Below are 18,877 nucleotides of genomic sequence, written 5' to 3'. Positions count from 1 at the left end.
GTGCACTCAGCTCAGGACGAGGTCGTGCAGCCCCGCCGGTGCCAGTGCCTCCCGCAGGTGCGCGAGCATCCGGGCCCGCGTGGGACCGATGCTGCCGATCGGCATGCCCAGGCGGGCGCTGATGTCCCGGTAGCTCACCGGAGGGGACGCGAGCAGGAGGTCCAGCAGCTGCCGGTGCCGATCCGGCAGGTCGTCCAACGCCCGGCGGACCAACAACCGCTGCTCCGCCCGCAACGCGGACACCTCCGGACCGTCCTGGTCGAGGTCCTGGAACCGCCCGGCGGTCGCCCGAGCGCCGTCCTCGTCGCAGTCCACCGGATGCTCGCGGCCGCTCTGCCGGATGATCTGGAGGCAGGCCCGCCGGGCGGTCGTCTTCAGCCACCCCGCCAGGTGCTCGGGCTCCCGGAGGTCCGCGACGTGCTCGACCAGCCGGAGCCACGTCGTCTGCACCGCGTCCGCGGCCTGCCCCTCGTTCAGCCGGTAGCCGTGGACCACCGACCGCAGCAGACCCGCGTACTCGTCGACGATCGCGTTCCAGGCAGTCGGGTCCCCCTCGATGGCCCGGTCGACCAGCATGACGACCTCTGCAGGCTCCACGTCCGATTCCTCTCGTCCGCTCGGTGCACCGCACCGGCACGGGAGAGGCTCGGGAGGCCGCGTTAGCAGAGCGCCAGCCGGACGACGCGCGGACGACGCCGCAGGTCAGGGCGGAGGGCGAGCCCGCACGCAGGCCCGGCGCGTGCGCTCAGCGGCGGGCGGCCAGCTGCTGGGCGAGCGAGCGGGTCCGCTGCTGCGGCGGCACCCCGAGCTCGGAGAGCATGCGCTGGCAGCGACGGAGTGCCCGATGCGCGTCGACCAGGTCGCCGTCGGCCAGGTGGACGGCCACGAGGAGCTGGTGGGCGTCCTCCGAGCAGTCGTCGGCGCGCAGGGCCCGCTCGGCGAGGCTCCGGGCCGCCGTCGTGTCCCCCCGCGCCAGCAGCAGATCGCCGGCACGGACGGCGCTCGCGACGAACCTGCTCCGCAGACGGTCCCGCTCCCACTCCAGCCAGCTGCCCCCGGCCACGTCGGCGAGGAGGTCCCCACCCCACAGCTCCGCCGCCCGCAGGTGGGCCGCCAGCGCAGCCGAGGGCGCGCCCTGGCGCTCCAGCCGGGCGGCCTCGTCCAGGGCGTGCTCGAACTGCAGCACGTCGATCTCGAGCGCTCCGTCCGTCACCAGCTGGAGCACCGGTCCGGCGCTCCGCACGAAGTACGGCGGGTCCAGCTCGCCGCGGTCGGGCTCGAGGACGTCCTGCAGGTAGGTGAGGGTGACGCGCAGGTTCCGTCCTGCCGCGGTGTCGTCGAGGTCCGGCCACAGCTCCGACGTGATGGCGGTCCGGGTCGGCCGGTCGTGCGTGACCAGGTAGCCGAGGAGCTGGCGCACCCGTTCCCTGCGCAGCTCCGGCGCGGTGACGACCACCCCGTCGCGGCGCAGCTCGAGCGGGCCGAGGGCACGCAGGTCCAGCCGTGCGGTCGGCGCCGCCGGGATCGCCCTCAGCAACCCGCGAGCCGTGGCCGCCAGGTGCGGGGGCGCCGTCGCGGCCTGGGCGCGCAGGGTCGGCCTGGCGGCCGGGCCGAGGCCCTCGACCAGCGCCCGGGCACCGTCGCGGCCTGCCGCCACCATCCCGAGGGCGAGCTCGGCCGCCCACGGCACCGGGAGGAGGGCGCGCAGGACCGGCCAGGTGGTGGGCGGGATGGCGGCCGCCGCCGTCGACGACCCGCGCTCGCGCAGCTCGACGAGAGCCCGCGCACCGGCGTACAGGTCGGCGAGGGAGCCGGGAGGCGGGTCGGCGTCCCAGCGGTCCCGCACCTCGGGCACGAGCACGTAGACGAGGGGCAGCGCGACCGGGGACACCCGGACGGCGGCGGAGTTGCGCCCTCCGTTGCGCGCGGCGATCGACCGCAGCGCGGCGGCCGCCCGTCCCTCGTCCCCCGCGGACAGGGAGTGGAACGCCTCCGCCAGCGTCCGTGCGAGGGGCGCCCACGCGACCGGGCTGGCACCGAGGACCGACCGCCACGCCTGGAGGACCCCGCCCGCCTCCTCGTGGCGACCCAGGACGTCGAGGAGGGAGACCGCGCAGGTCACCAGCTCCGGGGAGGTGAGCACCTTGGCGGGCCCCATGTCGGCGAGCAGGTACGGCAGCAGCCGCTCGGCCTCCTCCACGCGCCCCCTGAGCCGGAAGGACTCCAGGAGGAGGCAGCGTGAGACGCCGTGCATCGTCGTCGCCGCGTGGGACAGCGACCGCCGGGCGAGCACCTCGCCGGTCGCGGCGTCGCCCAGCCTGAGCAGGACGAGCTGGGCGTGCAACCAGTCCTGGACCGGGTTGAGCGGCGCGCGGGAGACCAGACCCGGGACCGCGAGCGCCGACCGGACCGAGTCGGTGGAGTGCGCCAGGACACCGCGGACGAGCGCGACGAACGCCGGCGCGCCCGGGTGGCCCTCGCGCGCCAGCTCCTCCAGCTCGTGCAGCAGGATCTCCATCCGACGGCGGTCGCTGCGCCAGAACGCCAGCTGGACCAGTGCGTTGAGGCAGGCGTAGCGCACGCCGGGGTCGGGCTGTGCCGCCGCGAGCGCCTGGACCAGGAGCCCCTCGGCCGCACCCGGGCTCGTCGGCTCAGCCACCATGGCGGCCAGCAGCAGGCCCTCGGGGGTCTGCTGCACCTCGCACGGCAGCCTGTGCAGCCATGCCTCGAGGACGTCCGTCGGCACCAGCGCGGTGCAGCACTCGCACACCTCGACGACGAGCCGTCGGACGTCGTCCCAGGCCCGGGCGTCGAGCAACAGGCCCATCGCCTCGTGGTACTGGCCGCGGGCGCGCAGGATGGCCGCCGCGGTCCGCCGCGCCTCCGCCACCTGCCCGGAGTCGAGGTGGTGCTGGAGCGCCGCTGCCCACAACCCGTGCAGCGACCACCACCCCGACCGCGAGCGCACGAGGAGGGGCAGCCCCTCCAGCAGGGACGGGAGGTCCACGTCGCGGCCGAGCAGCGCGGTGGCGATCTCCTCGTCCGCACCGCCCACGGCCACGAGCAGGGCCAGTGCGTGGCGCCGCTCCGGCGACAGCTGGGTGAGCAGCTCCTCCCAGACGTACCCGCTGACGGCGAAGGGACCCGCCGTGGCCGTCAGCTCGGCCAGGGCCGGCCACCCGCCGACGTCGCCGAGCAGCTCCGGCGACACCCCGCGGGACTCCGCGAAGGCGGCGACCTCGTCCTCGCGGAACTGCAGGTCCTCCTCCCGCAGGACCACGGCGTCGCCGCCGGCCACGAGCCGGGTGACCGACAGCGGCAGCGGGGGGCGGGAGGCCAGGACGAGGTGCCCGTTCCGCGGCAGCTCCTCGACGAGATGGCCGAGGAACCGGCCGGCCGGTGACCCCGGTGTCACCAGGTGGACGTCGTCCAGGACCAGCGCGACCTGGCGCGGGGCGGCGCTCCAGAGCGCCTCGGCCACCGCGACCGCGGCCTGCCGGGGGTCCTCCGGCACCGGTGCGGAGAGCCCGACCGCGGCGAAGGCACCGGAGACGAGGAACGACAGCGTCGTGTCGTCCCGCTGACAGGTCAGCCAGCGGTCCTCCCCCGACGGGGACAGCAGGTTCTCGCCCACGGCCTGTCCCAGCAGCGTGGTCTTGCCGAAGCCGGCGGGTGCCACCACCGCGGTGAGGGGACGCTCGAAGCGGCTGCGCAGGACCTCCAGCAGCCGCGGCCGCGTGATCAGGTCCCGGTTGGCGAGGGGCGGCGTGTACCTGAGCGCCCGGCTCATGGACCGACTGTAGGGACCGCGCGACCGTCGGTACACCCGATTCGGTCCCGCTGACGCACCGCTAGCGGCGTTCCCACCTGCCCCGGTGTATCACCACCGGTCGCCCGTTCCTCTGTTGCACACCGGCGTCACCGGGACCCGGTGCTCCGTGACCCCGGTCGACACGAGTGGGGGCGGGTGCCGGGAGGGAGGCGGTCGTGGGACGCGACGATCGTCTCCGGTGGGACGACGGGCAGGTGATCGGGCTCGCAGCCGAGGTGCTCGACGACGAGGAGGCGCGCCGCGACGGGCGAGCGACCCCCGCGGCGACGGATCACGGCCCGGCCCGGCTCATCCTGGCGGACGTCGTCGCCGCGGGCCGGGCCGCCTATTGCTGGCTCGACGTCATCATCACGGTACGCACCGTCGCCCGACACCACGGGCCGGTCGCCGGCGCCTCGCCCCGTCCCCGGCTCGCCGCTAGCTTGGCCGCTCCCCCACCGGATCGACGGACGTTCGAGGGGCGGTGACCACCGTGCAGGTGTCCGAGAGAAGGCCCGACGCCCAGCCCCCGCTCCTCGTCGACGAGATCCGGCGGCACGTCGCGGCCCGACTGGCGGGAGTGCTGAGCCGGAACCCGGTGGCCCGCCTCGGGCCCGTGCGCCGGCGCCGGCCCCTGGCGGGTGTCGGCCGGTCCCTGGTCGTGGTCACGCGACAGGACGACGTCGACGAGGTGCTCGACCGCACGGAGGACTTCGCCTTCCCCTACTCCCACCACCTCCCGGGCGAGTTCCTCCTCGGCTCCCGGCCGGCCGAGCACCGGAGGCAACGCGCCGAGCTCGAGACGGTGCTGCGCTGCGGGGACGCCGACCGGCTACGCCGGCTCGCGGCGGACCGGGCGGAGACACGTGTCGAGCGCGCGCGCCGCACCGGACGCATGGAGGTGGTCGGCGAGCTGGTGCAGCCGGTCCTCGACGCCGTCCTCGACGAGTACGTCGGCACGCCCGGTCCGGGCCCGGAGACGCGGCTGCAGTGGGCGAGGGACCTGTTCGAGCACATCTTCCTCAACCGCGGGGAGATCCCGTTGGTGGCGCGGCGGGCCGAGGTGGCGGGGCGGCAGATGGACGCGCACCTCGCCTCGCTGGTCGACGAGGTCCGGGGGACCCCTGGCGGACCGGACACCCTGCTCCGGCGTCTGGTGGAGCGGCAGGCGTCCGACCCCGACCGCGCCCTCGACGACGCCGAGATCCGCGGCAACGTCATCGGCATGGCCATCGGCTAGCTGTGGCACGGCGCGCGAGCGGCCGTGCTCGGTGTCGACGGGCTGCTCGCCCGCCCCCCCGCCCTCGAGCTGGCCCGGGAAGCCGCGCGGGACGGGGACCTGGAGCAGCTGCGCCGTCTGCTGTGGGAGGTCTTCCGGTTCCGACCCGTCCAGCCGAGGCTGGCGCGCCGGTGCAGGGCGGAGACGACCCTGGCTGCAGGCACCCCACGGGCCCGGCGGGTTCCCACCGGCGCCGCGGTCTTCGTCGGCACCCACTCGGCCATGTGGGACGAGGCCGCCGTCCCGGACCCGGAGGACTTCGACGCCACGCGAGCCCAGGAGCAGTACCGGGTCTTCGGGGGCGGCCCGCACCGGTGCCCCGGGGAGCAGGTCATGGGCGTCCAGCTGCCGGCGCTCCTGGCACCGCTCCTGCGCTCGGACGGGCTGCGGCGCGTGCCCGGCCCCGCCGGACGCACCCGCTGGGACGGCCTGTACCCCCGGCGCCTCGAGGTCGACCTCGGCCAGGAGGGGTAGCGCCGTGGAGTACCGGTCGTTCCCGACCCCGGGCCGGACCGCCGTCGTCCGGGTACAGCAGGCTCCCTCCCGGGAGGCCGGGGCGTCGGCGCCCCCGACGGCAGGCCTGCGCCCCGACACCGCCGGCCGTGCGGGGATGATCACCGTCCTGACGGCGCTGAGACCCCTCGGTGCGTCGTGGCTGCGGGTCCTGTTCGCCCTGACCCGCCGCCTGCCGGGGCTCACCGGGCTCGGCCCGCTCGAGTCGGTCCACTTCATCCGCTGGAGCGTCCTCGGCTCCCTGCCCCACGACGGCCCACCGCAGGTCCGCGAACGGCTGCCGCACCGGCTCCTGCTCTGGGAGACCGTCTACAGCGCGCCCACGCAGCCCTACGTCGAGACGTTCGTGTACGGGGTCGGCGACAAGGTCCGCAACATCTGGTGGACGTCCCACGGGTTCCCGGGGTCCCGGTCGGTCACCGGGCTGGCGGGCTACATCGGCGACCTGAGCATCCCGGGCGCCCACTGGTGGTCCGCGCACCCCGGAGCCACCGTCCGCACGATCCTCTCGGCGCTCGACGTGGTCAGGGAACACCGGTACCTCGTCCGGGCCGCCCGGACCACCACCCCCGCGGAGTTCGCCGTGGTCTACCGCGGCTTCCTCGCCCGACGCCAGGGGGACCTGTGAACGCCACCTGGCCGGCCACCCCGCTCACGGTGCTGACACCCGTGGTCCCCGGCCAGGAGCAGGCACTCCGGGAATCCCTGCGGCGGCTCTCAGAAACCGGGGTCAGCCCCTTCAGCCGGGTTGCCGAGACCCACTTCGCCCGGTGGGTCGTGGTGTCGGGGGCGCCCTGGCGGTATCGGGGGCGCCCCCGCCGGACCCGCCCGCTGCGGATGCAGTACCTGCTCTTCACCAGCACCGCCAACCGCCCGCACGAGCAGCACGTGGAGGACCTCCGCACCGGACTGCGGGGGGACGCCGACGCGGCCTGGGGCCACTGCGTCGGCTATCCGGGGTACCAGGAGTCCGCCGGCTTCCGCCGCTACCTGCTGCACAACCGGCTCCCGATCCACCGGTGGTTCGCCGCGTACGACGCCACCGTGCGGGAGGTCGGGGACGCCCTCGACCTCCGGCGCCGGCACACGGAGTTCGCGGTGCGGACGCAGGACGTCGACGACCTGGGCCTGCAGGAGGCCTTCCTCGCCGAGTTCGGAGACGACGGGACCTGAGCCATGGGAACAGCGCTCGACCTGGCCGACGTCCAGGGCAACATCCTCAACGGGTACGGCTTCGGCCACGCCGTCCACCTGCTGCTCCACGGGGAGACGGCGGCGGCCGTTCGGCAGTGCCTCGGAGCGGTCGGGGGACGCGTGACGACCGCGGTCCGCTGGCAGCAGGGGGAACGCCCTCGCGCCACCCTCAACGTCGCGATCAGCCACCGCGGGTTCGAGCGGGCGGGGCTGGAGCGATCCCTGCTGGAGCGCTTCCCGGAGGCGTTCCGCGCGTCGACCCGCGATCGGGCTCCCGGCCTGGGCGACGTCGGGCTCAGCAGCCCGGAGGGCTGGGACCGGCACCTCGGCACCGGCGACGTGCACCTGGTGCTGACCGTCTGCACGCGGGAGCGGGCCGACATCGCGGAACAGCGGCGGCAGCTGCGCGAGGAGGTCGAGGCGATCCCCGGCCTGACGGTCGTCGCCGAGCAGGAGACCCACGACCTGCCGCACAGGCGGGAGCACTTCGGCTACGCCGACGGCTTCTCCCAGCCCGACATCGAGGGCGTCGACCGGCCCAGCAGCCACCGTGCGCCGTGGGACAGCGGGGTCGGCATCCCCCTCCCGGACGGCGGCTGGCGACCGGTCAGGCTCGGTGAGTTCCTGCTCGGCCACCGGGACGAGGACGGCCGGATCGACTCCGAACCCGACCCGGACCTCGTCCGCAACGGCACCTACGTCGTCTACCGCAAGCTCGAGCAGGACGTGCGCCTCTTCCGGACGGTCCTCGCGGAGGCGGCGCGCCGGACGGGCCTGCCGGAGGAACTCGTCGCCGCGAAGGTCATGGGCCGCTGGCGGGACGGGACCCCGCTGGCCACCCAGCCCGTCCGCAGCGACCCGAACGGCCTCGACGACGTCGCGTGCGACCAGCCGGGCAACGACTTCCGGTACCTGCCGGACGACCGGGACGGGTACCGCTGCCCGCTGGGTGCCCACGTCCGTCGGGTCAACCCGCGGGACGCACTCGACTTCGGCGGCGCGGTCCGCTCCAGCGGCAGACTGACGGCGCGGCACCGGATCATCCGCCGGGGGATGCCGTACGAGGACCCCGGCGGCCCGGACGACGAGCACGGGCGCCGGGGGTTGCTGTTCATCTGTTACAACGCCGACATCGCCCGCCAGTTCGAGACCGTCCAGGCGCACTGGTGCAACGACGGCGACACCTTCGGGCTCGGGGACGACCGTGACTGGTTCATCGGGGGCGCCGGCGGCAGCGGGAAGATGACCATCCCCACCCGCGACGGCCGCCCGAGGTTCGTCGCGGTCCACCCCGACCTCGTCGTCACGCGAGGCACCGAGTACCTGTTCGCGCCCGGGATGCGCGCGCTGCACCGACTGGCCGAGGGCGCCTTCGGGTAGTCGGCGCGCGAGGACGGGCACCGGGACGCCCGGTCCCGGTGCCCGTCAGGTAACGGGCTCACTCGGGGTGGTCGCGGCCGGACGTCCGTCGCTCGCTCGCGGTCGCGCCCGCGACGAAGGCCCACACGGCGGTCAGGATCTGCAGCAACGCGATCAGCCACCGGTCCTCCCCGGCCGTCAGGGCCGCGTTGACGAGGAACACGACGGCGGCGCACCACCAGAAGGCCGGGCTGTCGACGGCTCTGCCGCGACCGCGCCGGGGAGCGGCCTCCGGCCGGCCCTGGCTCCCGGTGCCTGCCATGTCCCCGGTCACAGCTCGTTGCACCGGGCGTCCACGGGCTCGAACCGGCCGCCGCACGTCGCGCCGTAGGCCTCGTAGTCCGATCCCACCGGGCTGATCCAGTAGAGGGCGTCACAGGCGTACGGGTCGCCGTCGTTGCACCCCCACGCCAGCAGGTCGAGCAGCGTGAGGCACGCATCGACCGAGCCGTTGGCGCAGTCCGTCGCCAGCGCGGTCGCCTCGTCGTCCACGGTCGTGCCGGCCCACGTGGTGGTGTCCACCTGGTCGGCCACGCTCCCAGCATCCACCGGGCTCGAGGCCTCCGGAGCCGGCGCCGGCGACTGCGTGAGGGGCGGCGCGGAGGATCCCGAGGTGACGTGGACGGCGTAGAGGGTCGCCAGCGCGGTGATGACCCCGGCCAGCGCGGTGAGGACCCCCGGCATGGTGCCGAGGAAGCCGAGGACGCCTCCGCGCGGAGGCACGGTGTCCGGCGGTGGTGCAGGGGTGCCCGTGGTCAAGGGGTCGGGGGTCATGGCGATCCTCCTGTCGCAGGACCATCGGTCGTCGGGCGGCCCCGCCCGACCGGGCCCGGCCGGTCCTCGGGTCCGGGCCCGACTGGAAGAGGCGGGGTGAGCACCCGCTGATACGCGGGCCTCGTGTCGGCCACGCGCCCCTTGGACGACCGCGTGGTGTCGGACGACGTCGCTGACCACCGGTGGCGGATCGCCTCGCGACCACCCGCTGCGGTCCTGCAGCCGCACGCGGGCGCCACGTACCGGAGCGGAGGCCCGATGGCTTCGAGAGCGGGGCCCGGGGAAGCACGCCGTGGCGTGCAGGAGGCACCCGGGCCGGACCCCCGCTCACCCACGCGGTGACCGGAGGGCGTCAGGACGTCCACCACGCTGCTGCGCAGGCAGGACCGGAGGGTCGGCCGCCGTCCCCTGGCCGGCGCCCGGCTCCGGCCGGTCCGGCCTGCGCCGGTACCGGCTCACCGGAACCCGGCGGTGCCGGCGGTGGCCGGACGGTCGCGACGGATCGGGACCACCGTGCGGCTCGCAGGCGGACGACGTGCCCCGGCGAGCAACGCCTCCATCCGGGGCGAGGGGGACACGCCCATCTCCGAGGCGAGGGCCGCCCGGAACGACTCGTAGGCGCGGACGGCCTCGACCAGGTTGCCCTCGGCCAGGTGGATGCGGACCAGGGTGCGGTGAGCGGTCTCCCTCAACGGCTCGACCTGGACGGCGTCGTGGGCGACCTGGACCGCCTCGCCGTAGCGACCGTGACGGGCCAACCCGTCGGCCAGGGCCTCCATGGCGTGCAGGCGCAGCTGACGGAGTCGCTCGCGCTCCAGCAACACCCAGTCGTCGTACCAGCCGGGCAGCAGCTCTCCCCGCAGCTCGACGTCCCGGGGCACGGCATCGGGGACGTCTTCCCGTCGGTCGAGCACGCGCCGCGCCCACCGAGCGGCCTCGCGGACGTCGACCCGCACGCCCCGTGCGAGGCACAGGGCGCCCCCGGTCACGTCGACCACGCCGGGCGCCGCCTTCTGCAGCCGCCACAGGGCCGAACGCAGGCTGCCGTGTGCCTGGTCCTCGGGGACGTCGGGCCACAGCTGCCCGGCGACCGCGGCACGCGCCGGGCGGTGCGCCAGGCCCAGGTAGGCGACCAGCCGCTGCACCCCGTGCGGCAGGTCGAGGACCGTGTCCTCCCCCAGGCCGAGCCAGAATCCCCCGAGCAAGGCCACACGCGCCGGTCCCACGTCCACGGGTCGTCTCCCTCGGTACCCGGTGCTGTGTGCAGCACCTCCCTGGCTACCGGAGGGGCCAGCGACCCAGGTGATACCGCTGAGGTGACCCGCTGGCTCCCGGCACCGCTGGAGGCCGTCGGCCACCGTGCGTCGCAGCTGCCGGCCGGTGTACCGCCCACGGCCGCCGGCGGCGACCTGCGACGCGGCCAGCGCGGCGCCGCCCCGCTGGCACGGGGGCGGTCGCCGTACCGGTTCCGGTCGTCGTCGCGGTACCGGTCGTCCTTCCCGCGGTCGCGGTCGTCCGGTCGCCGGTACCGGTCGCCGGTACCGGTCCCCGCCGTACCGGTCCCCGCCGTACCGGTCGCTCCCCTCCCCGTCCCCGTACTCGCCCGGCCCCCCGGCGTCGTCCTGGCCGTAATCGTCGTCGATCCTCAGGTGCTCGGCGATGACCTCGTCGACCGTGTTGGTGCGCAGCAGGGTCCAGGCGGCGACGCCGGCGTCCTCGTGACACTTCTCCACGGCCTCCCGCCGCTCGAGCTCGGCGATGGCCGCGTGTCCCGTCAACACGCGGTGACGGGAGGCCGCAGCGGGCCATCGCGATCCTGCGTCACCAGGGCATCACGACTCCTCGTCGCTTCGTCCCGGGCGACCCCGGGCCCCTCACCGCGGTCAGCCCACGACCACCTCTGCGGACGTCGACGGCCACGGGTCACGCCCGCGCTGCATCACCGGCCGGGGATCGACGAGCGCGGTCAGCTCGGGTGCGGGCTCGGCTCCGAGATCGCGGCGCAGGATCTCGCGGTAGGCGTCGAAGCAGCGCCGCCCCTCGACCCGGTTGCCCTCGGCCAGATGAGCCGCGACCAGTGCACGCTGAGCGCTCTCCCTGAGCGGCTCGACGGCGACGGCCACCATCGCTGCCTCGACCGCCTCGGCGAACCGCCCTGCCGCTACCAGTTCGCGGCTCAGCGCCTCCAGTCCGTGCAGCAGTCGCTGCCTGATCCGTTCCCGCTCGAGGAGCACCCAGTCGTCGTACCAACCCGGGAGCAACTCGAGCGCCTCCACCAGCGAGGGCATCATCGACAGCTCGTCGGGCCGCAGCCTGCCGCTGATGATGCGAGCAGCCCAGTCCCCGACCAGCTCGACGTCGACGGCCACGTCGTCGCGGAGACGCAGCGAGCCCTTGTCGACGACCATCAGATCGATGTCTGCTCCGCGCAGACGCCACAGCGCCGAGCGCAGGTTGCCGGCCGCACGCTCGTCGCTGCCGTCGGGCCACAGGACGCCGGCAGCGTGTCGCCGCTCCACCCGCCGACGCCGGAGAGCGACGAAGACGAGCAGTCGCTTGCTCCCCTCCGGGACCTCCCGGCGGCACCCGTCGACACAGACGTAGGGACCTCCGAACAGGTGCAGGGACGGCCCAGCCGCCAACGGGTCCGACGGGGCCTTCGGGTCCGGCAACAGCTGTGCTGTCATGGCCTCCCCCTCGCGGTCTCAGCGCCGGGCGACCATAGGAGATGGGTCGTCACCGTTCCGTCACGTCACGGCCGGGCGCCCGAGGTCGGGCTCCCGAGCGCCGAGGAACACGACCAGTGCTGCACGCGTCACCGCGCAGGCCTCATCTCGGCACGGCGGAGGACAGGAACTCGCTGAGCCACTGTCGGACGGCGTCACAGACGTCCTCCGGTGTCGACGCCAGCGCAACGGTGAGGTCCCCTCGCGCGCCGGGACCGTGCCAGACGCCGGGTGTCGTCATGCGTCCGCGGAACTCATCCGTTCCCTGCTCCAGCCAGACACGAACGAGCAGTACGCCGCTTCGGTTCTCGTCCACGATCACCGTCCACTCCGCCGAGCCCCCAGACTCCCGTGGGTCCGTCACAGGCACGTCACGCGGCCGCCACGTGCGGGACCCCCTCCCGATGGCATTCCCCCTCGCCGCAGGGCGGGACATGGGCGCATCGCCCCGTGCCGGACGGGCACCGCGGCTGCCCACGTGGTGGGCAGGAGCCGTGGCCGGCTCATGGTGACGCGGGGGCGAGCGAGGCGTAGACGACCACGTTGCTCAGGTAGCTCCCCTGCCCACGGTCGAACTCCCCTCCGCAGGTGATGAGTCGGAGCACTGCTTCCGGAGTGGCGCCGTACACCGCCTCCGTGGGGAAGGCGCTCTTGGGGTGGGTGCGCACCGCTCCGACGACGAAGTCGACGGTGCGGCCGTCAGCCCGCCGGACGGAGACGAGGTCACCGGTCTCGAGGGTGCTGAGCCGGGAGAAGACCGCAGGTCCCTCATGGCTGTCGACGTGCCCGAGGATGACCGCGGGTCCCGGCTCGCCGGGAGACGCCGAGTAGCCGTACCACCCGGCAGGAGCCCCTGGACCGGCCGACGGGACCATCACGGTCCCGTCCGGGTTCAGGCCCAGGGTCACCAACGGGGTGTCCACGCCGATCCGGGGGATGTCGAGGTGGACGGGGGAGGACGCCGGACGCGGAGGGGCGTCCGCCGCGGCAGGGAGGTCACCGGTCGGGACGGCGCCGTCTCCCGCCGGGGTCGACGACGGAGCACCGGCCGGCGCGGGTGGCACAGCGGCCCCGGGCACGTGCAACCCCAGGAGGAGCAGCGTCACGCCGAGGGCGCCGGACACCACGCCACCGGCGACGAGGGCCAGGCGCCTGGCCCCCTCGCTCACGACGGCCGACGTCGGGCGCGCCGCCGCGCGGCACTCCCCGCACAGGCTCCGGCCACGAACAACGAGGCCCCGCCCGCCACGAGCAGGAGACCGTCGACGTCCTGCGCCGCTCCGCCCACACCGGTCTGCGGCGCCCCGACGGGCGTGGGGTTCGAGGGGGTCTCCTGCTGCGTGCCCCCGGCCCCGTCGCCGGGTCCGGGAGCGGTCACGGGATCACCCGGTCCGGCCGGCCCGGGAGGGCCGCTGGGGCCCGCCGGGCCAGGAGGGCCACTCGGGCCCGCCGGGCCCTGCTCGCCAGGGGGACCCTGGGCGCCGGTGGAGCCGGGCTCACCCTGCGGGCCCCGGGGACCGGCGGTCTCGCCGATCGCGGGGACGATCAGGGCGATCAGCAGGGCGAGGACGGCCGTGGCCAGCGCCAGCGCCGCGAGGAGGTTCGAGTTGGCCTTCCTCCATCCCCGGGTCCCGCCGGACGGGGGCGCCGGGACACCGCCGTCTCCTTGTCGTGGCATGCCGCACTTCCTTCCTCCGTGCGAACGGACGCGTCACGGACCGGTGCCCTCGACCCGAGGGGCCGCGCCGGCCGGGGCTGGGCACTCGGACGGGTCCGCGGAGGTCGTGGACGCCGAACACCCCGACGTCGGGGATCCCCACCCGGCACCCGCGCCCAGCAGGACGGTCCCGTCCACGGTGTCGTGGGAGGGCACCGTGATCGGGCCGGCCGGCGTGGTCCGGGCGTCGGCGGAGCGGGGCTGACCGGCCCCTGGATCCGTGGACGACCCGGCCAGACCCCTCACGAGACCCAGGAGCGCGGCCGCCAACAGCAGCACGGCGAGGACGGCCACGACCCCGAGGACCCAGGCCCCTGCCGGCCTCCGTCGGCGGGACGTGGCGGCGCCGGAGGTCCCCGACGCGGGGTCGGTGGGCCCCGCGTGGACGAAGGGGATCCCGGCGACGATGTCCTGGTACTCCTCCGCCCCCTCCTTGACCGGCAGCCGGCCGTACTCCAGCCGCGTCCGCAGGCCGTCCAGCATCACGCCCGCCGCCTCCGCGGCACCGATACGGCTGGTCAGGTCGTTGGCCTTGTTCAGCTGCGCCGACACCGCCGCGGTGACGGAGACCACGAGCGCGCCCAGGCACAGGACCTGCCACACCTGCGACGTCTGCTCGAGGGAGAGACCCTCCTTGACGTTGTCGGCGAAGCGCGTCCCGCCGAACGCCGGTCCCGCCGTCAGCGCAGCGGCCACCGAGCTGCTGATGATGCTGATCGTCGACAGGCGCGTGCTGGCCGGCCGCTGCTCGTGCACGTAGGCCTCGATGGCGCCCCGACGGACGCGGATCGTCTCGAGCAGGCCCGCGCGCGAGTCCCGGGACCCGGCCCTGCCCTCCACGGCTGGTCCTTCTGCTGAGTGCATGTCTCCCCGATCCCGGGGTCGTCCGTGTGATGGCATCCCGGTGACCCGACAGCCCCCGGCAGCTCCCCGGTCACTCCTCGTGATGCGGAGCACTGTGGTCCCAGGGGCGTCACCGCGATGTCACGTCGGCATGTACCTCACGGGACTCCGGCGGGGGCTCCCGACGGCACGGGACACCGTGACGCGGCGGTGACCTCACGGGGATGCCCCGTGGAGATCCTCACCTGCCCCGGGCCCGGCCTCGCAGGGCAGGGGTGGCCGGCCGGCCAGGTGTCGGTCCGGGTCGTCCCGGAGGAGCGCCGTGACGACGAGGACGCGGCCCGGTCGATCCACATCCGTCAGGTCACGGTGTACGTGCAGACGCCGTCGTCATGACCCGGGCCTGCAGCTCGTCGACGTGAGCACAGTGCCGTCCTGACGTCGCCCGGCCTGGCCATCCCCAGGAACGTGTCGTCCGTGCGGCTGAAGACCGGTTGCCGGACACCCGTGACGCTCTCTGCCAGGGCGGCCGGCAGGTAGAGCCGGGTCGACCACCAGGAGCGGCCGTCGACGGGTCCCACCTGGAGAGCTCGCGCCGTCCCTGCCCCGCCGATGAGCGTGCGGATGCCGCCGACCGTCGAGTCGTCCATCTGCTCGCCTCGGCCGAAACGGGCGAGGGTCTGGGTGACCGTGTCCTCCCGCAGGGTGCGCTCGACCATCCGTTGGCCGAGCCCCTGCGCGGCCACCGCGGCAGCGACCTGGCTGGCCAGGTCGTCGGGTGTCCGGAAGATGCCGGCGAGGTGGCGGCTGCCCAGTTCGGCGCGGAAGGCGAGGACCGCCGCGCCACCTCCTGGGCCGAAGGCGTCCATCTGACCGGGTGGCCACGGGGCCTCGGGATCGAGGAGGAACGCGAGGATCGTCCTGCGGGTGACCTCGGCCTCCTGGAACTCCAGCTGGGTGATGGACCGGGGCGGCGAGTCCGCAGGACGGTCCGGCACGAATCCCTGGCGCCAGGCGACGAGCACGATGTAGAGCTCCGCCGAACGGACGTCGCGCAGGCACCGGTCGAGCGGCTTCGTGCTCTCCGCGACGTACTGCTCCATCCCGATGACGTCGTGGCCCATGCGGCGCAGTGCCAGGTCCACGGCAGCGCGGTGTGGCTGGAGATCGGCGTAGGTCGACGACGGGTAGATCCGCATCGCAGCCCTCCGAGATCGGACGGTCACCCACGACGCTGGACGAAGGCCGTCACCGGCCCGTTGCTCTCGTCGGCGCACGGGGCCGCGCTGCGGTCGGCCTCGGGACGTCGCGGGAGCGGCCGGAGCTCCTGCCCCTCCGCGGATGCATGCACTCGCGGAGCGCGAAGGCACGACAGGACCCCGCCTGCCGACAGGCGTCGACTGTCTCGGGTCGCTGCTGCCCGGCGCCGTCGAACACCCGGCCCACCTGCCGTCCTGACACACCCCTCTCCTCGACCGTCCGCCCACGTCCCGCCCGAGGGCACCTCACCTGTGCCCCTCACGACCGCCAGGCGTCGAGTCCACCGACGGTGGTGTCCGCTTCATCGGGCCCCGGCCACTGCGGCATGGTCAGCAGCAGCCGCAGCGGGTCGACTCCCGTGCAGCGGAACTGGAACGCGGTCCACACGGGGATGCCGATGCCGGTCCCGGAGCGCAGGGGCAGCACCCGGGGTACCGCATCGACGCCGTCGTCCCACCGGGCCAGCTCCCCCAGCCCGTCGAGGACGTACCAGAGCTCGGTGACCGTCCGGTGCCGCACCGCCCGGGTGCGCTGCCCCGGGTGGACGACGCAGTGCGCCAGGCCACCGGCCGCGACGGTCGGCAACAGGCGGATCTCCGAGCCGTCCGGCGCGGCGTGGTCCATCGTCCACGGCAGGTCGCGCACCTCCACGGCGGCGGAGGACGACCCGGCCGGCGGATCCTCCAGCACCGGCTCCTGCGCAGCGTCGCCGCTCGGGGCCCACGCGCCCTCGGTCAGGTGCGTGCGTCCGGTGTGCCCCGGGGGCAGGACGACGAGCAGCAACTCCACGGCGTCGACCGCAGTCGATCTGGCCTGGTGTCGGAGCCCCGGGGGCAGCAGGAGCGCCCGCCCCGGTCGCAGGTCCACCGTCCGTGCCGCTGCGCCGTCGTGGGTCCACACCTGCCCCGCACCCGCGCAGACGTACCAGATCTCGCTGACCCCGTCGTGCCAGGCGGTGGCGGTGGTCCGATCCCGCGGCAGGACCGCGGAGGTCAGCTCGCCACCGTCCGTGCGGTGCATGCGGCGGATCCGCCAGCCGCCCATCGGAGCGGTGCGATCGGCCTCCTCGGGGAGACGGTAGGGGTCCTCCAGGGCCGGGTCAGGCATCCGCCGGCTCCTGCGGGACGGGAACGACCCGCCGTGGCGTCAGCCCGTCGACCGGCCACTCGTGGCTGTCGAGGTCCAGCGCCCCGCGCAGCACGCGAACGCGGTGACCGGACGGGTCCCGGTCGGCAGGACCAGATGGCGACGCAGATCGAACCCCGCCGGGATCCCGTCGGGCGCGCTCCGGGAGCGTGGTCGACCGCCAGGGTCGGCGGGACGGGGCGTCGGCGAACGCCCGCGGCGTCCCCGTCGGCCGCTGCTCCCCCATCCCGTGGACGACCACGACGGCCTGCCTCGGACGGGACACCCGGCTCACCACGACCTACGCGTCGGCCCGGCTGCGCCGCCGGCCGTTCCACCAGGGGCCGTTCTCCGTCATGACCAGGCAGGTCCCGCTGTCCCGGTGCGGACAGCGCGTCGGGTTCCCGCAGGTGTAGGGAGGCGTCGTGTCCGAGGTGGCCCGCAACTTCGTCAAACGGGCAACGGCGGACGAATGGCTGCTGTCGGTGACGTCGTACCGCTCGTGGTAGGCCTCCGACGACCGGATGCCGATGGCCGGACGGTGGAAGCCGTGCAGCCGGATGGCGTCGAGCAGGTGCCGGTCCGCTGACTCGTGCCGGCGCGAGTCGACGGAGGACCGGCCGAACCCCTGGTGGACCGGCGGGTCGGGGGTCATGTCCCACGGCGACCGGAGGCGGCCGGCGCGCTCCGCCCGGCGGGACAGGAACCAGACGACCACCAACTGCAGGGACAGCACACCGGCCGCGAGGGTCAACGACAGCAGCCAGAGGAAGGCCGACGGCTCGGTCGGCTCGTCCGGCTCCAGTTCGTGATAGGTGACGAACCCGGCGGCGACCACCGGTAGGGCGATGCAGACGGCGGCGACCGTGCGGACCCCGACCACGAGCCTGGCTGCGACTCCGCTGGACTCCCGGTGGGCGACGAGGGTCGCCGCAGCGGCCGCGGTCGTCAGGAAGAGGACGACCATGTTGTTCCCCTGCTCGGGGACGGGCTGCTCCTGACGGGCCACCTGCCACGCGGCCGCGGCCAGGACGGCGCAGACCGCCAGGCCCGCGATGGCCATGGTGGCGAGCCACCCGGAGGATTGGACGCGCAGGTCGACCTGCGCTCGGCACAGTGATCCGTACGGGATCTCGACCCCGTGGAGACCCACGGTCAGCGTGTCGTTCTCCTCGTGGTCGGCGGTCACCCGGTGCTCGGGTTCGTTGGGCCGCCCGGCGAGCAGGGTGGCCCGAGCGATGCGTACGCCCGGTGGTGCGGTGATCTCCACGTGGTAGCTGGCTGCCCGCTCTGCCGCGGGGACCTGGAACCGGATGCGTGTGGCCGCCCAGCCGAGCGTCGCCGCGACCCGGTCCCACCGGTAGCGCGCGGGCACGCGCTGGTTGGCCCGGTACGTCCACGCGGGCTCCTGCGCCGTCGGTCGGCGGAGGTCCGGCCACTGGTAGACCCAGCGGATCGGCTCGACGAACGACACGCGCAGGAGTCGACGTCTCCCCTTCTGACACGGCAGGAAGGCGTAGAGCGTGAAGCCGTTGCGCAGCTTCCGCGCCGTGGCGGTGAAGACGGTCGAGCCCCGAAGCACCTCGAGGGGTCCCTCACCGGAGGGACTGGTCGCCTCGAAGCGGTCCCAGCACTGCCGGACCTCGTCCCGGCGACCGGCGACCAGGTCCCGGATGAAGCCGGTCACGACGGTCGCGTCGCGCGCGTCGACCGCTGCCGGCTGTCGTGTCGCAGTGGCCGCAGCGGCCAGGAGGATCGCCTCATCGAGCTGTTGCGCCAGCCGCAGGCCCGGCATCGCGAGCGGTTCGTCGTCCTCGGTGCGGATGTGGAAGTCGACCAGCGTCCGCCGTCGCATCAGGGTCAGTGGCACCAGCCAGTACTCGACGTCCGCGTCGTCGACGAAGACGGGTGCGTCGTCGCGGACGCGGAGGTCGATCGTCATCTCCCGGACGACGCTGCGCTCGTCCTGGAAGGCGATCGTCTCCACCCGCCGCAGGACCCATTCGCTGAACTGCAACTGGGCCAGCAGCATCCGGCGGCCCACCTCGGCGCAGAAGGCATCGGGCAGCTGGCCGGTCGTCGCGCGGCCGCTGGCCTGCAGAGCGAGCTCGACCGGGCTCGCCCGCCACCGCAGAGCCGGGCGAGCGGCACCTCGGGCCGACGACCGGCCACCGTCCGCCTCTGCCATGACGTCCCATCCCCGCTGGTCGGTGTCC

General features: G+C 74.6%; 18 protein-coding genes. 6 read left to right on the top strand and 12 right to left on the bottom strand.

Going from position 1 to position 18,877, the window contains the following annotated elements; all coding sequences use genetic code 11:
• Nucleotides 1–6: 6 nt before the first annotated feature.
• A complete protein-coding gene (locus tag HLV61_RS11060; protein WP_369255282.1) occupies nt 7–597 on the bottom strand; it encodes an RNA polymerase sigma factor in 591 nt (196 codons plus the stop codon).
• Between the two features lie 148 nt (nt 598–745).
• Nucleotides 746–3,790: a BTAD domain-containing putative transcriptional regulator gene (locus tag HLV61_RS11055; protein WP_369255280.1), complete on the bottom strand. Its 3,045-nt coding sequence runs from the start codon at nt 3,788–3,790 to the stop codon at nt 746–748.
• 197 nt (nt 3,791–3,987) lie between these two features.
• Here HLV61_RS11055 and HLV61_RS11050 point away from each other — a divergent pair, with 197 nt between their 5' ends.
• Genes HLV61_RS11050 through HLV61_RS11025 form a run of 6 tightly spaced genes read left to right on the top strand, consistent with a single transcriptional unit; the run spans nt 3,988 to nt 8,177 of the window.
• On the top strand, nt 3,988–4,299 hold the full coding sequence (locus HLV61_RS11050; protein WP_369255278.1) for a hypothetical protein: 312 nt from the start codon (nt 3,988–3,990) through the stop codon (nt 4,297–4,299).
• Nucleotides 4,296–5,051 (top strand): hypothetical protein, encoded by a 756-nt coding sequence (locus HLV61_RS11045; protein ID WP_369255276.1) that lies wholly within the window; start codon nt 4,296–4,298, stop codon nt 5,049–5,051. The genes HLV61_RS11050 and HLV61_RS11045 overlap by 4 nt, the downstream gene beginning before the upstream one ends.
• Before the next feature lie 24 nt (nt 5,052–5,075).
• On the top strand, nt 5,076–5,564 hold the full coding sequence (locus HLV61_RS11040) for a cytochrome P450 (RefSeq protein ID WP_369255274.1): 489 nt from the start codon (nt 5,076–5,078) through the stop codon (nt 5,562–5,564).
• Between the two features lie 4 nt (nt 5,565–5,568).
• Entirely contained in the window at nt 5,569–6,231 is a 663-nt protein-coding gene (locus HLV61_RS11035; protein ID WP_369255273.1) for a hypothetical protein, read from the top strand.
• A complete protein-coding gene (locus HLV61_RS11030; protein ID WP_369255271.1) occupies nt 6,228–6,776 on the top strand; it encodes a hypothetical protein in 549 nt (182 codons plus the stop codon). The genes HLV61_RS11035 and HLV61_RS11030 overlap by 4 nt, the downstream gene beginning before the upstream one ends.
• Before the next feature lie 3 nt (nt 6,777–6,779).
• Nucleotides 6,780–8,177, top strand: coding sequence for a Dyp-type peroxidase (locus HLV61_RS11025; RefSeq protein ID WP_369255269.1), 1,398 nt, complete (start codon nt 6,780–6,782; stop codon nt 8,175–8,177).
• A gap of 58 nt (nt 8,178–8,235) precedes the next feature.
• Here HLV61_RS11025 and HLV61_RS11020 read toward each other — a convergent pair whose 3' ends face one another.
• The 10 genes from HLV61_RS11020 to HLV61_RS10975 form a co-directional block, all read right to left on the bottom strand.
• A complete protein-coding gene (locus HLV61_RS11020; protein ID WP_369255267.1) occupies nt 8,236–8,478 on the bottom strand; it encodes a hypothetical protein in 243 nt (80 codons plus the stop codon).
• 8 nt (nt 8,479–8,486) lie between these two features.
• Entirely contained in the window at nt 8,487–8,990 is a 504-nt protein-coding gene (locus HLV61_RS11015; RefSeq protein ID WP_369255265.1) for a hypothetical protein, read from the bottom strand.
• Between the two features lie 455 nt (nt 8,991–9,445).
• On the bottom strand, nt 9,446–10,222 hold the full coding sequence (locus HLV61_RS11010; protein WP_369255263.1) for an AfsR/SARP family transcriptional regulator: 777 nt from the start codon (nt 10,220–10,222) through the stop codon (nt 9,446–9,448).
• Between the two features lie 651 nt (nt 10,223–10,873).
• On the bottom strand, nt 10,874–11,509 hold the full coding sequence (locus HLV61_RS11005) for an AfsR/SARP family transcriptional regulator (protein ID WP_369255261.1): 636 nt from the start codon (nt 11,507–11,509) through the stop codon (nt 10,874–10,876).
• A 310-nt stretch (nt 11,510–11,819) separates the two neighbouring features.
• Nucleotides 11,820–12,038 carry a hypothetical protein gene (locus tag HLV61_RS11000; RefSeq protein ID WP_369255259.1) on the bottom strand — a complete coding sequence of 73 codons (219 nt, stop codon included), beginning with the start codon at nt 12,036–12,038 and terminating at the stop codon, nt 11,820–11,822.
• Nucleotides 12,039–12,219: 181 nt separating this feature from the next.
• The gene (locus tag HLV61_RS10995; protein ID WP_369255408.1) at nt 12,220–12,780 is read right to left on the bottom strand and encodes a class F sortase; all 561 of its coding nucleotides are present in this window, start codon (nt 12,778–12,780) and stop codon (nt 12,220–12,222) included.
• A gap of 647 nt (nt 12,781–13,427) precedes the next feature.
• Nucleotides 13,428–14,273, bottom strand: coding sequence for a hypothetical protein (locus tag HLV61_RS10990; protein WP_369255257.1), 846 nt, complete (start codon nt 14,271–14,273; stop codon nt 13,428–13,430).
• Nucleotides 14,274–14,635: 362 nt separating this feature from the next.
• Complete coding sequence (locus tag HLV61_RS10985; RefSeq protein WP_369255255.1) at nt 14,636–15,475, bottom strand: DUF4062 domain-containing protein; 840 nt, start codon at nt 15,473–15,475, stop codon at nt 14,636–14,638.
• Between the two features lie 319 nt (nt 15,476–15,794).
• Entirely contained in the window at nt 15,795–16,643 is an 849-nt protein-coding gene (locus HLV61_RS10980; protein ID WP_369255254.1) for a cupin domain-containing protein, read from the bottom strand.
• Nucleotides 16,644–16,962: 319 nt separating this feature from the next.
• On the bottom strand, nt 16,963–18,849 hold the full coding sequence (locus tag HLV61_RS10975) for a hypothetical protein (RefSeq protein ID WP_369255252.1): 1,887 nt from the start codon (nt 18,847–18,849) through the stop codon (nt 16,963–16,965).
• Nucleotides 18,850–18,877: the final 28 nt, after the last annotated feature.

This window comes from Geodermatophilus amargosae, assembly GCF_041028265.1.
Taxonomy (GTDB): Bacteria; Actinomycetota; Actinomycetes; order Mycobacteriales; family Geodermatophilaceae; genus Geodermatophilus; species Geodermatophilus amargosae_A.
This window is presented reverse-complemented; position numbering and strand designations above follow the sequence as displayed.